We start from the raw sequence: 14810 nt of genomic DNA, 5'->3' as shown, positions 1-14810 counted from the left end.
CGCAGCGATCGCCGCCAACGCCGCGTCGACATCGCCTGCTAAGGCGGTGATCAGCCGCGACACCGTCGGATCGGAGGCGACCTGGCCCATCACCTGTGGTTGGGTGCGGAGCTGATCGAGGTCGGCCAGGCAGTCCCCGCCCGCCGCGATCGACACCGCCAGATCAAGCACCGTCTTCCCCGGATCGTGGATCGCGTTCGGCTTGCGCCACGGCATCAACGCACTGGTCAGAGCCGCGGTCAGACCGACCGTCTCGGCGGTACGAAGCAACAGCACTGTCCCGGCATGCGAGACGAGGTTCGTTCCGGCCGCGTCGACCGACACCTTCGGGTAGCAGGACGTAGACTGACTCACCAGAAAGGTGCTCCTTCGAGACTGGAAATAGGTTGGTGTGGTAACCCCTATTCTTCCAGCTCAGAGCACCTTTCTTCATGTCCGACACGACCTCACCCGCGAAAGGCCGAGGCTAGTCGTTGCCGCAATCGTAGCGGGAGCCACATCACGGTGGCTGGCACTTCTGACTGGCCGCTTCCGGCTGAGCGTAGACAGGTTCGCCCCGAATCGACGCGCGGCCCCAGCGCGGCCCCAGCCCCTTGCAGCGCCCCCGAACACGACAAAGACCCCGGCCGGAAACCTACTCCGACCAGGGCCTTTCCATCTGAGCGGGCGACGGGAATCGAACCCGCGTAGCTAGTTTGGAAGACTAGGGCTCTACCATTGAGCTACGCCCGCGTACGTCTCACGACGCTCGCAACATGCTACGGCATGGCCTCGCACGGGTGGAAATCACCTGCGGCGAACTGTTCGGCGGGCACCGAACCGTTCCGGCACCAGGCTGGTGTCATGCATCCCGATCGGCGGCGCACCGTCGCACTCCTGGCCCTGTCCCTGGCGTTCGGCCTGATCCAGTTCGACGCCACCGTCGTCAACGTCGTCCTGGGCTCGATGACCCGCGATCTGGGCGGCGGCCTGGGCCTCGCGCAGTGGGCGGTCGACGGCTACACCATCCCGTTCGCGGCGCTGATGCTCCTCGCCGGCCCCGCGGCCGACCGATTCGGACGCAAGCAGGTCTGCGTCCTCGGATTCGCACTGTTCGCGCTCGCCACGGCGGGCTGCGCACTGGCCCCCGGCTGGGCGGCACTGATCGGCTTCCGCGTCGTGCAGGGCGTGGCGGCGGCGATGATCCTGCCCAGCTCGCTGGCGATGATCGGCGAGCTCTACCCCGGTGCGGCGGAACGGGCACGGGCGCTGGGGATCTGGGGCGGGATCGCCAGCGCCGGATTCGCGGCGGGTCCGCCGATCGGCGGCCTCCTGGCCGCGAGCGCGGGGTGGCGCGCGGTGTTCTGGGTGGGCGCGCCGATCGCGATCCTCGCGGGGCTGGCCGTGTGGGCGACGGTGCCCGACTCGCCCCGGCACGCCCGCCCCCTGGACGTGCGGGGCGCGACCGTCGGCGCGGCGGCGCTGGCTCTCGGCACGGCCGCCCTCATCGAGCTCGGTCAGGGGCGCGCTGCGCTCGCGGGCGCCCTGGCGGCCGCCGCCGTGCTCGCGACCAGCGCCTTCGTCGCCTCCCAGCGCGTCGCGCGGCATCCCATGGTTCCCCGCGGGCTGCTCGCGCGCGGACCGTTCCGAGGCGCGGCGATCACGGGGCTGGTCTTCAACTTCGCGCTGTACGGGGCGCTGCTCGTCGTCGGGTTGGCCCTGCAGCAGGTGCACGGCCTGACGGTGCTCGAGACCGGGGCGGCGATCCTGCCGATGACGGTGGTCGTGGCACTCGGATCCACCGCGAGTGGATTCGTCACCGCGCGTACCGGTCCCCGGCCGCCGATGGTCGCGGGCTTCGCCTGCGCGGCGACGGGCGCGCTGGTGGTCGCCGTCGGCGCGTCCCACCCGAGCGCGATCGTCACGGGGATGAGCCTGATCGGGCTCGCGTCGCTCGCCATGCCCGCGATGACCTCCGTCGCGCTGGACGCCGCGCCGCCCGAACACGCCGGGCTCGCCGGGGCGGTGCTCAACTGTGCGCGCCAGGCGGGCGGGGCGCTCGGCGTCGCCGGATTCGGGGCGCTCTACAACGCCACCGGCCGCACCTCCACCGCGCTCGCGGTGACCTTCGGCGCCGTCGCGGTCATACTCGTGGTGGGGGTGGTCACCAGCATCGGCGCCACCGCCCCCGGAGAGCAGGAGGTGCGCAGCGATGCCGGGTGATGCGGATCTGGCGGGGATCGGCGAGTTGTTCGCCGACCGCACCCGCAGCCGGATCCTCTTGTCCCTCTTGGGCGGTAGGGAGCTCGCCGCCGGCGTCCTCGCCGACGAGGCCGGAGTGTCGCGCCCCACCGCGAGCGGCCACCTCCGACGCCTCGTCGACGGGGGCCTGCTCGCGGTCCGGTCCGCGGGGCGCCACCGCTGGTACCGGATCGCGGGGCCGGAGGTCGCCGACCTCGTCGAGCGGTTGGCCGCGTTCGCCCCGCCGCAGCCGGTCAGCTCGCTCAAGGCGACCACCCGCGCGGAGCGCCTTCGCACGGCCCGCACCTGCTACGACCACTTCGCAGGCCGCCTCGGCGTCGCGATCATGGGCTCGCTGCTCGACCACGGACATCTGACGGGCGGCGACGGCCTGTTCCGCGACGACGGTGCCGACCGCCCCGCCTCGGCGGGCCGGGAGTTGGACTACCGCCTCACCGACGACGGGCTCGCCTTCCTCGACGACCTCGGCGTCGTGCTGCCCGACGGTGCCGCCCGCCCGCTGGTCCGGTACTGCATCGACTGGACCGAGACCCGGCACCACCTCGCGGGCGGCGCAGGCCGGGCGCTCAGCGACCGGTTCTTCACCGCGGGCTGGGCCGAACGCCTACCGCTGTACCGCGCCGTGCGGGTGACCCCCGCCGGGGAGCGGGTCCTGGCACGTCGATTCGGCGTCGACTGGCCCACCTGAGCCCATCCACCCGGATCACCGGGCTCACCGGGCTCACCGGGCTCACCGCACCAACGTGGCCGCCATCGCGATCGTCACCACCACCAGCAACCCGACGTACCACCGCGCGTGCGCAACATCGGACAGGCGCGGTGTGCGACGCCGCACCAGGACGATCACGGGGAGCGATCCCAGCATGAGGGCGCCCGCCGCTCGGAGATCGACGGCGCCCAGGAAACCGAATCCCGCACCGGCGGGCCGGCCGCCGGACCACAGCAGGAACACGGTGGTCGCAGGCAGCGCCACCGCGAGGGTCAGCGGATTCGCCAGCGCCGCCGCCACGTCCATGCGATGCCCGTTGCGCCGCATCATCGGCACGGTCAGGACGCTGCCGCCCACGCCCAGCACGGCCGCGACGGCGCCGATCGGGAGGCCGGCGGCCGACGGGATGGGAGGAGCATCGTCACCGTCCGGCCGCACGAAACCCGGCCGGACGGTGACGGACACGATCGTGACGACGAGGTAGGCGACGAAGCCCACTGCGATCGCGCCGCCGGGGACGTGCCGCGCCACGACCGCCCCGGCCGCTCCGCCGACGGCGAGGAGGCCGAGCAGGCGCCCGCTCCCCCGCAGCTCGGACAGCACCGCACGCCGGGTGGAGGCCGTCGCCACCGCGGCTGCGACCACCATCAGTACCGACGAGGTCGCGACGGCAGCGCGTGGGGCGTCGCCTCCCAGGTACGCGTCCGCCCACGTCAGCACCGGTACTGCGACGAACCCTCCCCCGAAACCGAACATCGCGGTCGTCACGCCCGACACCGCGCCCACCAGGACCAGGATCACTGCACTCACTCATCGATTCCACCGGACTCCGACGCTGCCGACAATCGATCGTGAGCTGGATATCTTCGAATCCCAGTAGCATCACGGGCATGCGGAACGTTCCGGTCATCGATCTCGAGGACCTCCCGCGGGACGTGCTCCCCGTCGGCACCGACTACCCCGACGGCTACGAACAGGCGCGGCACAGCCACCGTCGAGCGCAGTTCCTGTACGCCGCGACGGGCGTCATGGAGGTCGACACGGCGGACGGGGCGTGGACGGTGCCGACCGACCGCGCCGTCCTCATCCCGCCCGGCGAGCCGCACGCCGTCCGCTACGCGGGCGTGAGCACGCGCAGCCTCTACATCGAACCGGCCGCCGCTCCGTGGTGGCCGGCGCGTTGCACGGTCGTCGAGGTGACGGGACTGCTCCGGGAGCTCCTGCTGACCGCCGTCGACTTCCCCGCCGACTACGACGAGGCGGGACGCGCCGGAGCCGTCGCCGCGTTGCTGCTGCACGAGATCGCCGCCCTGGCACCGCTTCCGCTCCACGTTCCCCTTCCCGCCGATCCGGAACTGCGCGCGCTGTGCCGCGAGTACCTCGTCGAGCCCGAGGTCGCCGTCGACAACGCCACGTGGGCACGGCGGTGCGGGCGGAGCGAGCGCGCCTTCACCACGCGGTTCCGCGCGGCGACGGGGACCAGCCCCGCGGCGTGGCGCAGGCGTGCCCGGCTGCTCGCCGCCGTAGCGCTCCTGCGCACCTTCAGCGTCACGGCGACCGCGGGACGCCTGGGGTATTCGACCCCCGCGGCGTTCACCGCCGCGTTCACGGCCGAGTTCGGGATGCCTCCCTCGCGCGCACGATGGTCCGCCTAGGGTCGGATCATGACCGAACCCCTCCTGATCGAGCGCGACGGCCCCGTCGTCACCTGGACCCTGAACGACCCCGCGGCGCGCAACCCGGTGTCCGACGACGCGATGATCGAGGCGATCGAGCGCGCCGTCGACGCGGTCAACCACGACGACGAGGTCCGTGTCGCGATCCTCACCGGCGCGGGGTCGGCGTTCAGCTCCGGCGGCAACGTGAAGCACATGCGCGACAAGGAGGGCATGTTCGGCGGCACCGCGGCCCAGCAGCGGCAGGGCTACCGGCACGGCATCCAGCGGATTCCGCGGGCGCTGTACCACTGCGAGGTCCCGACGGTGGCCGCGGTGAACGGTCCCGCGATCGGCGCGGGCTGCGACCTCGCGATGATGTGCGACCTGCGAGTGGCCTCCACACGGGCGCTCTTCGCGGAGAGCTTCGTCAAAGTGGGGCTGATCCCCGGCGACGGCGGGGCGTGGCTGCTCCCCCGCATCGTCGGCATGGCGCGCGCCACAGAGATGGCACTCACGGGCGACGCGGTCGACGCCGAGACGGCGCTGGCATGGGGCATGGTGTCGAGCGTCGTCGAGCCCGACGACCTGCTCGCCGCTGCGCGCACCCTCGCGGACCGCGTCGCGGCGAACCCGCCGCAGGCCCTGCGGATGACGAAGCGCCTTCTCCGCGAGGGGCAGCACCAGAGCCTCGACGCGCTGCTCGAGCTGTCCGCGGCGATGCAGACCATCGCGCATGCGACCGCGGACCATCACGAGGCGGTCGCCGCCATGCTGGACAAGCGCCCGCCCCGCTTCACCGGGGCGTAGCCGCCCCCGCCCGCGCCCCGCCGTCCGACCGGCCGGGCAACGCGGGCGCCATCACCCACAGCACGCGCGCCCCCTCGGGTCCCGCGGCGAAGGCGTGCGGGCGTCCGGGGTCGAAGGTCATCGCGTCCCCGACGGCCAGCTCGACGCCCGGCTCCGGGGGCAAGGTGAGGTGCAGCAGCCCGCGCTGCACCAGTACGAAGGACACCTCGGCGGGTAGCGCGTAGGACTCGTCGCCGCTGCCGCCGCCGGGCTCGATGTCGCTGAGCAGCACCTGAACCCGCTGTTCGGCGGACGGCGTGAGCAGATACTCGGACAGGCCGGTGCCGCCGAAACTCACCTGCGGATAGGCGTCGGCCCGGACGACCGAGCCCGCCCCGCCACCGTCGAACAGCGATCCGACGGGGACCTCCAGGACCTCGCACAGCCGGACGAGGACGGCCATCGACGGTGCCGCGAGCCCCCGCTCCACCTTCGACAGGTATCCCTTGGTGACGCCGACCCGCTCCGCGATGTCGGCGAGCGTCAGCCGGCGGGAACGACGGGCCGCCTTGAGCGCCCCGCCCACCTGATCCGACACGGGCGGAAGGGCATCCGCCCCCGGAGCAATCGCATCCAACGCCTGTTTCCTCCCAGGAAACTCGAGTTGACAAGTCGGTCGATGTCCCACACTATGTGATCCGGCCCACAATTGCAGCCCCTGCGAGAGGATCCATCCGTGTCCGACGAAACCCAGCGCCCGTCGCAGCCCCGCGGACCGGTGGACGCGAGTCTCATTCCGCGCTACTGCGGCCCCGCGACCTTCGCCCGCCTGCCCCGACTCGACGAGGTGGACTCCGCCGCCGTCGCCGTGCTCGGCATCCCCTTCGACTCCGGCGTCAGCTACCGCCCCGGCGCACGCTTCGGCCCTGGCCACATCCGGGCGTCGTCGAAGCTGCTGCGGCCCTACAACCCCGCACTCGACGTCTCCCCGTTCGCCGTGCATCAGGTGGCCGACGCCGGCGACCTCGCGGTGAACCCGTTCGACATCCAGGAGGCGCTCGGCACCGTCGAGGCCGAGATCGCGCGCCTGCGCTCCGCGGGCTCCAAGGTCCTCACCCTGGGTGGCGACCACACGCTGGCCCTGCCGATCCTGCGGGCCGTCTCGGCCGACCGCGGCCCTGTCGCGGTGCTGCACTTCGACGCCCACCTCGACACCTGGGACACCTACTTCGGCGCGCCGTACACGCACGGCACCCCGTTCCGCCGGGCGAGCGAGGAGGGCCTGATCGACCTCGAGCGCTCGATGCACATCGGCATCCGCGGCCCGCTCTACGGCGAGCAGGACCTCACCGCCGACGGCGTGCTCGGCTTCCAGGTGGTCCGCTCGGACGACTACGAGAACGAGGGACTGCAGACGGTCATCGACCGCATGCGCCGTCGCCTCGCCGGGCCCGACGGTGCCGGCGGCCCCGTCTACGTCTCCGTCGACATCGACGTCCTCGACCCCGCGCACGCGCCCGGCACCGGCACGCCCGAGGCGGGCGGCATGACGAGCCGCGAGCTGCTGAACACGATCCGCGCGCTCGTCGGCACCGATGTGGTGGGCGCGGACGTCGTCGAGGTGGCCCCGCCGTACGACCACGCCGAGCTGACCGGCGTCGCCGCCGCGCACGTCGCGTACGAGCTGCTGTCGGTCCTCGCGGTGAACGCCCGGTGAACCCGTTCACGGCGGGCCTCATCGCCCGCAAGCCGGTCGACCGGATCCTGGCCGACAGCGCCGCCGAACACGAGGGACCGCAGCTCAAGCGGTCGATGGGCCTGGGCCACCTGACCGCGCTGTCCATCGGCGCCTCGCTCGGCACCGGCATCTTCGTCATCCTCGGCGAGGCGACGCCGAAGGCCGGGCCGGCGGTCATCGTCGCGTTCGTCCTGGCCGCCGTGACGGCGCTGTTCTCGGCGCTGTCCTACGCCGAGATGGCCGGAACCATCCCCGTGTCCGGCAGCTCCTACTCCTACGCGTACGCCACGATCGGCGAGCTCTTCGCGTGGGTCTGCGGCTGGTGCCTGCTGCTCGAGTACGGCGTCTCCGTCGCGGCGGTCGCCGTCGGCTGGGGCCAGTACATCAACGAGCTGCTGCGCACCCTCTTCGACGTCGAGCTGCCCGCCGCGATCGCCGCCCCGCCCGGCGACGGCGGCATCGTCAACATCCCCAGCATGGTGATCGTGGCGCTCGCGTGCCTCGTGCTGGTGGGCGGCGCCACGGAGAGCGCCCGGCTCAACACGGCCATGGTGGTCCTCAAGCTCTGCGTGCTGGTGTTCTTCTGCGCCATCGCCTTCACCGCCTTCAAGGCGGGCAACCTCAGCCCGTTCATGCCCTTCGGCGTCAACGGCATGACCGCCGCGGCGGCGATGGTGTTCTTCTCCTACATCGGCTTCGACGCCGCGTCGACCGCCGGTAACGAGGCCAAGAACCCCACCCGTGACCTGCCGCGCGCGATCATCCTGTCGCTCGGCATCATCACGGTGCTCTACTGCCTCGTGGCCCTCGCGGCGATCGGCGCGATGCCCTGGCAGGAGTTCGGCGGGTCCGAGGCTTCACTGGCGAAGATCCTCACCGGGGTCACCGGTCAGACCTGGCCATCCGTGATCCTGTCGATCGGCGCCGTGATCGCCATCGCCAGCGTGGTGCTCGCGGTGATGTACGGCCAGACCCGCATCCTCTACACGATGGGCAGCGACGGCCTGGTGCCGAAGGTCTTCGCGAAGGTCAACCCGCGCACCTTCGTGCCCGTGCGCAACATCCTCATCGTCGGTGCGCTCGTCGCCACGCTCGCCGGGTTCGTCCCCCTGGGCGAGCTCGCCAACGCCACATCGATCGGCTCGCTCTTCGCCTTCGCGCTGGTCAACGTGGGCGTGATCGTCCTGCGCCGCACCCGCCCCGATCTCCCCCGGGCGTTCCGGACGCCGCTCTTCCCGGTCGTCCCGGTCCTCGGCATCGGCTTCTGCGTCTACCTCATGCTGCAGCTGGAGACCCCGACGTGGATCGCCTTCGGCATCTGGTCGGCGGTCGGCCTCGCGGTCTACTTCGGCTACGGCTACCGCCACTCGCGCCTGCGGGGCGGGGTCGCGCTCGCGAAGGAGGCGTCATGACGGTCGTCGTCGGGATGTACCAGGGGCCGGAGGGCCTCGGGCCCGAGCCGGACGTCGGGCGCAACCTGGCCGCGATCGACGATGCGGCAGCCCGCGCCGCCGCCGGCGGCGCGCAGATGCTGGTGACGCCCGAGCTGTCGGTGACCGGCTACGACATCGGCCCGGCCGCAACCGAACTCGCTCGTCCGCGCGGCGGCGAGTACCACGCGGCGGTCGGCGCGGTCGCCCGCCGCCACGGCATCGCCATCGTGGCGGGGTATCCCGAGCGCGAGGGCGATCGGGTCTTCAACGCCACCACCGTGATCGCTCCCGACGGTGCGGAGCTCGCGCACTACCGCAAGACGCACCTCTTCGGGGACCTCGACCGCGCGGTCTTCGCACCCGGCGACGAGCTGCCCGTGCAGTTCGACCTCGGCGGCCTGCGCTGCGGGCTCCTCATCTGCTACGACGTGGAGTTCCCCGAGGCCGTCCGCGCCCACGCGGAGGCCGGCACCGACCTGCTCCTGATCCCGACGGGCCTGATGGAACCGTTCGGCCGGATCGCGGAACGTCTCGTGCCGGTGCGGGCCTTCGAGAGCCAGTTGTACATCGCGTACACCAACCACTGCGGCCGCGAGAGAACGCTCGAGTACTGCGGGCTGAGCACCGCTGCCGGACCCGACGGCGAGGTCGTGGCCCGCGCCGGACGCGACGAGGAACTCCTGACCTTCACCGCCGACGCCGAGGGGCTGCGCGAGGCCCGCATTGCGAACACCTACCTGCGCGACCGGCGCGCCGACCTGTACTAGCCCCCGAGAAGGAGCGCACATGACCCAGCCCGCCATGCCCGCCCACGGCCCGTCCGCATCCGAGGCACCCCTGACGATGTTCGGGCCCGACTTCCCCTTCGCCTACGACGACTGGGTGACCCACCCGGACGGCCTGGGCAGTGTCCCGGACGAGGCGCTCGGGACCGAGGTCGCCGTGATCGGTGCCGGCCTCGCCGGGCTCACCGCCGCCTACGAGCTGGCCCGGATCGGCCTGAAACCCGTGGTGTACGAGGCGGACCGGATCGGCGGGCGGATGCGCAGCGAGCGGTTCTCCGGCTACGACGACGATCTCGTCGCCGAGATGGGCGCGATGCGCTTCCCGCCCTCGTCCACCACGCTGCAGCACTACCTGGACCTCGCGGGGCTGCGGACGCAGGCCTTCCCGAACCCGCTCGCGGACGCGACGCCCAGCACCGTCATCGACCTCAAGGGTGAGAGCCACTACGCGCGCACCGCCGCCGACCTGCCGCCCGAGTTCGCCGAGGTGGCGAAGGCCTGGGACGCGACGCTCGCCGACTACGCCGACGCCGCCGAACTGCAGGACGCGATCCGCGCCCGGGACGTGCCGCGGATCCGGGCCGTGTGGTCGCGCCTCGTCGAGGAACTCGACGACCAGACCTTCTACGGCTTCCTCACCGCCTCGAAGCACTTCCGCTCCTTCGCGCACCGGGAACTGTTCGGGCAGGTCGGATTCGGCACCGGCGGCTGGGACACCGACTATCCCAACTCGATGCTGGAGATCCTCCGGGTCACCTGCACCGCCGCGGACGACCACCACCGCGGCATCGTCGGGGGCTCGGACCGGCTCCCGAAGCACCTCTGGGAGAACACCTTCGACGGTGCCCGGTCGGTCAAGGATCTCAACGGGGGCGCGCACCGCCCCGCGGTGACCGAGATCCGCCGGACCGCAGGCCCCGGCGGTGCGCCGCGCTACACCCTGGTCGACGCGGGCGGCGAGACCCGCACCTTCCCCGCGGCGATCTTCACCGGCCAGGCGTGGATGCTGCTCAACACCATCGACTGCGACGACGACCTGTTGCCCATCGACCACTGGACCGCGGTGGAGCGCACCCACTACATGGGCAGCTCCAAGGTGTTCGCGCTGGTCGACCGCCCGTTCTGGCTCGACGTCGACCCGGCCACCGGCCGGGACACGATGTCGATGACCCTGACCGACCGGATGAGCCGCGGCACCTACCTGCTCGACCACGGTCCGGACCGGCCCGGCGTGATCTGCCTGAGCTACACCTGGTCCGACGACTCGCTCAAGGTGCTCCCGCTGGACGTGAACGCGCGGATGGACCTCATGCTCAAATCTCTCGGCGAGATCTACCCGGGCGTGGACATCCGCAGCCACATCATCGCCACGCCGAAGACCGTGTCCTGGGAGACGGAGCGCTACTTCATGGGCGCGTTCAAGGCGAACCTGCCGGGGCACTACCGGTACCAGGAGCGCCTCTACACGCACTTCATGCAGGAGCGGCTCGATCCGCGGCACCGCGGCTTCTTCCTGGCGGGCGACGACATCTCGTGGACCGCGGGGTGGGCCGAGGGCGCGCTCCAGACGGCGCTCAACGCCGTCTGGGGCGTCGTGCACCACCTCGGCGGCGGCACGCGACCGACCAATCCCGGACCGGGCGACGTCTTCGCGGACATCGCACCGATCCGGCTCGGCGACGAGCGCGGCACGCGCGCCTGAGCGGCGCTGTGCTCAGTCCCGGGACAGTGCGGTCACCAGGCCGCCGCGCCCCGGGATCATGGTGACGTTGCGGTGCCTCGGCTGCTCGGCCGGGGCGTCCGTCATCGCGAGATCGACGCGCTGGAGGATCTGCGTGACCACCACCCGCAGCTCCGCCATCGCCAGGCCCGCCCCGAGGCAGCGGCGGGAGCCGCCGCCGAAGGGCATGAGCTTCTGCGGCGAGGGCTTGACGCCCAGGAAGCGCTCGGGATCGAAGGCGTAGGGCCGCGGGTACAGCTCCTCGCGGTGGTGCAGCAGCAGGATCGAGATCAGTGCCACCACACCGCGGTCCACGACGTAGTCGCCGAACCGCCAGTCCGACAGCAGCTCCCGTGCCACGATCGGCACCACCGGGCGGCTGCGCATCGACTCGTTGATCAACGCCTCGAGGTAGGCCTCCTCGTCGTCCTCGCGGGCGGCGAGGACCGCTCGCCGGTACACCTCGGGGTTGCGGGTGAGGCGCTCGAAGGTCCACGCCACGGAGTTCGACGTGGTCTCGTGCCCGGCGAGCACCAGGGTGAGCAGCTCGTCGCGGATCTCACTGTCGGCCAGCGGCGCACCGTCGTCACCGCGCGCTGCCATGAGCACCGTGAGGATGTCCGAACGGCCCCCGCCGTCCGGCCCGTCCGCTCCCTCCCGGCGCCGCTCCGCGATCACGGCGTAGATCGCCCTGTCGAGCGGGCGGAGCACCATCTTCAACGCGCCCCGCGGCTCGGGGCTGCGTGCATTGACCAGCTGCACCACGGTGGCGAGCGGGTGGGTCGAGAGGTGCAGCAGCCGGATCATCGACGAGCGGACAGCGCGCTCCGCCCGCGTGGCGCCCGCTTCGTCGTCGATGCCGAACACCGCCGACATGATCACGTCGAGGGTGATCTGCTGCCCGATGTCGGCGAGCGCCACCCGCTCCCCCGGCTGCCACTCGTCGATGCGGCGCGCCGTGGCGGCGTCGATGCGCTGCTGATACGCCGCCACCGCGCGCCCGTGGAACTGCGGCAGAAGGAGCCCGCGCTGCTGCTTGTGCCGCGGGCCGACCGAGGTGAGCACCGAGTCCGGCCCCACGATCGGCCGCAGCGGGGAGAACCGGGTGGCCGACGGCGCACCGTCGGGGCGCGACATCAGCGACGCGATGTGGGCGGGGTTGGACAGCATGACGATCCGCCCCGGACCGCCGGCGAACTCGGACCGGAACACGTCCCCGTACCGCTCCGACGCGCCGAAGATCACGTCCCCCTCGCGCAGGGTGTAGGTCAGAGACGCCCGCACCCGGCCCATCGGCAACGACGGGGCCGCACTCAGCCCGGCGCCGTCGTCCACCGGACCTGCATCGTCCGAGTTCCTGCCCGAGATCCCCGGCCGCGCGGGATCACGGAGATGCCAGGCGGGTTCGGGGATGGACAGGGTGCGCGCGACGGTGCCGCCCAGCCCGCTGCCGAATCCGGATCGGGCGGCGCGTGTGATCGTGGTCATATCGTCCTCCTTCATCGATTGTGCACGCCCGTGCTCTCCCGCGGGCGGCGGCCGGTTCTCAGGGGACGACGGTGCCCAGCGGCCCGGTCCGGTGGTCGCGCTCGGCGACCGCGCGGTGAACGTCGCGCGCGCCGAAGTCGAGACCGTCGCGGTCGTGGGTGAGGACCGCGATCGCGAGGACGAACGCGGCGATGACTCCAACGGTGATCATGTCCTGCTCCTTCTCCCGTGCCCGGTGGGTGTCCCGGGTCCGTCTTCGACGCTATCGCCGGCGTCGACGCAGGTCAGCGTGCTCAAGTCGGATTCGCGCCCCCGCCCGGGGGTGGAGCCGGGGATCCGCCCCCGGGCGGATGAACCGGGCTGGTCGCGCGGCTACGATGCAAGCCATGCGCGCTCTGCGGTGGCTCGAGGCGCGGTACCGGCGTGTACTCGCGCAGCTGGGCTACGAGTACCCGCCGTACTACATGACCATCACCGAGGCGGCGATGGTGCTGCTGACGATCGGAGCGGTGGCGCCCCGAGTGCTCGCCGGACCGCAGGTCGCGCAGTGGGTGTGGCTCGCAGCCGCGATCGCCCTGTCGCTGGTGCACCTCAGCGCCAGCCTCGTGAGTGCTCGATCCGTGTCGATCACCGCGCACACCGCGGCCACCCTGGGCGTGGCGATGCTGTTCTGGTGCGTGCCCACGACCTTCGACGTGGTGCCGCTCATGCTGGTCCTCGGCATCACCCAGGTCGCGGCGGTCTGCACGCCGCGAGTGGCGGCGACCCACCTGGCCGTGTACCTCGCCGTCGTCATCGGCGCCGGCCTGCTCGGCGCGAACCACCAGGCCTGGCTCATCGTGCTGACGGTCTGCTTCGGTGCCGCGGTCGGCCAGCTGCTGCAGAACCAGCTCCTCCTGCTGCGCGCCGAGCGCCGGGCGCAGGCGGCACGCACGGCGCTCGATCGTGCGGCCATCGCCGCCGAGGTCCACGACGTGGTGGCGCACTCGCTCGCCGTCGTGCTGCTCAACGTGACCGCCGCCCGTCGCGCGCTCGAGTCCGACGACGACCGGGCCGAGGCCGTCGAGGCCCTCCGCGACGCGGAGACCCAGGGCCGCACCGCGATGAAGGACATCCGCAACACCATCGAGCTGCTGCGCACCGACGGACCCGGATCCGCGCAGCCCGGCCTGGCCGACATCCCCGAGCTGGTCGCGTCCTTCGAGCGCGCCGGACTCGCGGTGACCCTCGACCAGCGGACCTCGTCGACGGCGCTCGCCGGCACCTCCGGTCTCGCCGCCTTCCGGGTGGTCCAGGAGTCCCTGGCCAACGCCGTCAAGCACGCACCGGGCGCGCAGGTCGCGGTCACCGTCGAGGCCCGGGAGCGGCGAGGCCTGGCCGTCCGGGTCGCGTGCCCCGTGCCCGACGGTGCCCGCCGCGCCCCGGGTGGGACGGGCCTCGACGGCATGCGGGCGCGCGTCGAGAGCGCGGGCGGCACCCTCACGACCGGTCCCGTCGACGGGACCTGGCTGGTGGACGCGCGATTCCCGGCGGCCCGCCCGAGTCCGACCGTCCGTCAGGAGACCCCGTCATGACCGTGACCGACCCGCCGATCCGGCTGCTGCTGGTGGACGATCAGGACCTGGTGCGCCTCGGGCTCCGCCGGATCCTGCGCCGCCGCGACGGATTCGAGGTCGTGGCCGAATGCTCCGACGGCGACGAGGTGGCGCGTGCGGTCGCCGACTCCGCGCCGGACGTGGTGCTGATGGACTTGCGGATGAAGCGGATGAGCGGCATGGAGGCCACCCGACGCGTCACCGGGAACAACGGCGCCCCACCGGTTCTCGTCCTCACCACGTTCCGCGACGACGACCTGCTGTCGGAGGCGCTGCGCGCCGGCGCATCCGGCTTCGTGCTCAAGGACTCACCGGCGGAGGAGCTGATCCGGGCCGTGCGGCTCGTCGCTGCGGGCGAGGCCGTCCTCGACCCGGCGGTGACCGGCCGCGTGCTCGAGACCTACCGCGCGGCACCGGTCGCGACCGCGGCACCGTCGGGCCCGGCGATCACCCGGCTGACGTCCCGGGAGATCGACGTGCTCGCCCTCGTCGGGCGCGGGATGTCGAACGACGACATCGCCGCCGAGCTGGTGATCTCCATCGTGACCGTGAAGAGCCACATCGGATCGATCTTCACCAAACTCGACGTCCGCAACCGCGCCGAGGCGATTGTTTTCGCGTTCGATCACGGCATCGTCCGGCCGGGCGGCTGACGGT

At 72.1% G+C, this 14810-nt stretch carries 15 protein-coding genes and 1 tRNA gene; 10 read left to right on the top strand and 6 right to left on the bottom strand.

Features of this window, described 5'->3' with window-relative positions; genetic code table 11:
* Positions 1 to 354: transposase (locus AXK61_RS05215; protein WP_197466748.1), on the bottom strand; the 354-nt coding region annotated here is incomplete at its 3' end.
* A gap of 307 nt (positions 355 to 661) precedes the next feature.
* A tRNA-Gly gene (locus tag AXK61_RS05210) sits at positions 662 to 732 on the bottom strand.
* A gap of 111 nt (positions 733 to 843) precedes the next feature.
* Here AXK61_RS05210 and AXK61_RS05205 point away from each other — a divergent pair.
* On the top strand, positions 844 to 2202 hold the full coding sequence (locus AXK61_RS05205) for an MFS transporter (RefSeq protein ID WP_068570082.1): 1359 nt from the start codon (positions 844 to 846) through the stop codon (positions 2200 to 2202).
* On the top strand, positions 2192 to 2929 hold the full coding sequence (locus tag AXK61_RS05200) for an ArsR/SmtB family transcription factor (RefSeq protein ID WP_068570083.1): 738 nt from the start codon (positions 2192 to 2194) through the stop codon (positions 2927 to 2929). Before AXK61_RS05205 ends, AXK61_RS05200 begins: the two co-directional genes overlap by 11 nt.
* Before the next feature lie 42 nt (positions 2930 to 2971).
* Here AXK61_RS05200 and AXK61_RS05195 read toward each other — a convergent pair whose 3' ends face one another.
* Positions 2972 to 3760, bottom strand: a complete 789-nt coding sequence (locus AXK61_RS05195; protein ID WP_082777833.1) for a sulfite exporter TauE/SafE family protein — start codon at positions 3758 to 3760, stop codon at positions 2972 to 2974.
* Positions 3761 to 3840: 80 nt separating this feature from the next.
* On the opposite strand from AXK61_RS05195, the gene AXK61_RS05190 reads away from it, so the two are divergent.
* Positions 3841 to 4605 carry a helix-turn-helix domain-containing protein gene (locus AXK61_RS05190; protein WP_068570084.1) on the top strand — a complete coding sequence of 255 codons (765 nt, stop codon included), beginning with the start codon at positions 3841 to 3843 and terminating at the stop codon, positions 4603 to 4605.
* A 9-nt stretch (positions 4606 to 4614) separates the two neighbouring features.
* Positions 4615 to 5415: a crotonase/enoyl-CoA hydratase family protein gene (locus AXK61_RS05185; RefSeq protein WP_068570085.1), complete on the top strand. Its 801-nt coding sequence runs from the start codon at positions 4615 to 4617 to the stop codon at positions 5413 to 5415.
* On the opposite strand, the gene AXK61_RS05180 is transcribed toward AXK61_RS05185, so the two are convergent.
* Complete coding sequence (locus AXK61_RS05180) at positions 5402 to 5992, bottom strand: helix-turn-helix domain-containing protein (protein ID WP_231855437.1); 591 nt, start codon at positions 5990 to 5992, stop codon at positions 5402 to 5404. The genes AXK61_RS05185 and AXK61_RS05180 overlap by 14 nt on opposite strands.
* A 138-nt stretch (positions 5993 to 6130) precedes the next feature.
* On the opposite strand from AXK61_RS05180, the gene speB reads away from it, so the two are divergent.
* From speB to AXK61_RS05160, 4 genes are read left to right on the top strand one after another with little or no spacing between them, the layout of a single operon-like run.
* Entirely contained in the window at positions 6131 to 7111 is a 981-nt protein-coding gene (speB, locus tag AXK61_RS05175) for an agmatinase (RefSeq protein WP_068744160.1), read from the top strand.
* The gene (locus tag AXK61_RS05170; RefSeq protein ID WP_068570087.1) at positions 7108 to 8544 is read left to right on the top strand and encodes an amino acid permease; all 1437 of its coding nucleotides are present in this window, start codon (positions 7108 to 7110) and stop codon (positions 8542 to 8544) included. The genes speB and AXK61_RS05170 overlap by 4 nt, the downstream gene beginning before the upstream one ends.
* Positions 8541 to 9332, top strand: coding sequence for a carbon-nitrogen hydrolase family protein (locus tag AXK61_RS05165; protein WP_082777834.1), 792 nt, complete (start codon positions 8541 to 8543; stop codon positions 9330 to 9332). The genes AXK61_RS05170 and AXK61_RS05165 overlap by 4 nt, the downstream gene beginning before the upstream one ends.
* A 19-nt stretch (positions 9333 to 9351) precedes the next feature.
* Positions 9352 to 11052: a flavin monoamine oxidase family protein gene (locus tag AXK61_RS05160; RefSeq protein ID WP_068744158.1), complete on the top strand. Its 1701-nt coding sequence runs from the start codon at positions 9352 to 9354 to the stop codon at positions 11050 to 11052.
* A 12-nt stretch (positions 11053 to 11064) separates the two neighbouring features.
* Here the strand turns inward: AXK61_RS05160 and AXK61_RS05155 are convergent, their stop codons facing one another.
* Both AXK61_RS05155 and AXK61_RS24835 read right to left on the bottom strand, forming a co-directional pair.
* Positions 11065 to 12558, bottom strand: coding sequence for a cytochrome P450 (locus tag AXK61_RS05155; RefSeq protein WP_068744156.1), 1494 nt, complete (start codon positions 12556 to 12558; stop codon positions 11065 to 11067).
* A 58-nt stretch (positions 12559 to 12616) separates the two neighbouring features.
* Positions 12617 to 12769, bottom strand: a complete 153-nt coding sequence (locus AXK61_RS24835) for a hypothetical protein (protein WP_156485574.1) — start codon at positions 12767 to 12769, stop codon at positions 12617 to 12619.
* 175 nt (positions 12770 to 12944) lie between these two features.
* On the opposite strand from AXK61_RS24835, the gene AXK61_RS05150 reads away from it, so the two are divergent.
* Positions 12945 to 14132, top strand: coding sequence for a sensor histidine kinase (locus AXK61_RS05150; protein WP_068570090.1), 1188 nt, complete (start codon positions 12945 to 12947; stop codon positions 14130 to 14132).
* On the top strand, positions 14129 to 14806 hold the full coding sequence (locus tag AXK61_RS05145) for a response regulator (protein WP_068744155.1): 678 nt from the start codon (positions 14129 to 14131) through the stop codon (positions 14804 to 14806). Before AXK61_RS05150 ends, AXK61_RS05145 begins: the two co-directional genes overlap by 4 nt.
* The last annotated feature ends 4 nt before the right edge of the window (positions 14807 to 14810 follow it).

The sequence above is a fragment of the Tsukamurella pseudospumae genome (genome assembly GCF_001575205.1).
In the GTDB taxonomy this organism is placed as follows: domain Bacteria; phylum Actinomycetota; class Actinomycetes; order Mycobacteriales; family Mycobacteriaceae; genus Tsukamurella; species Tsukamurella pseudospumae.
Note: the sequence above shows the minus strand (reverse complement) of the source record. Positions and strands in the feature narration are given on the sequence as shown.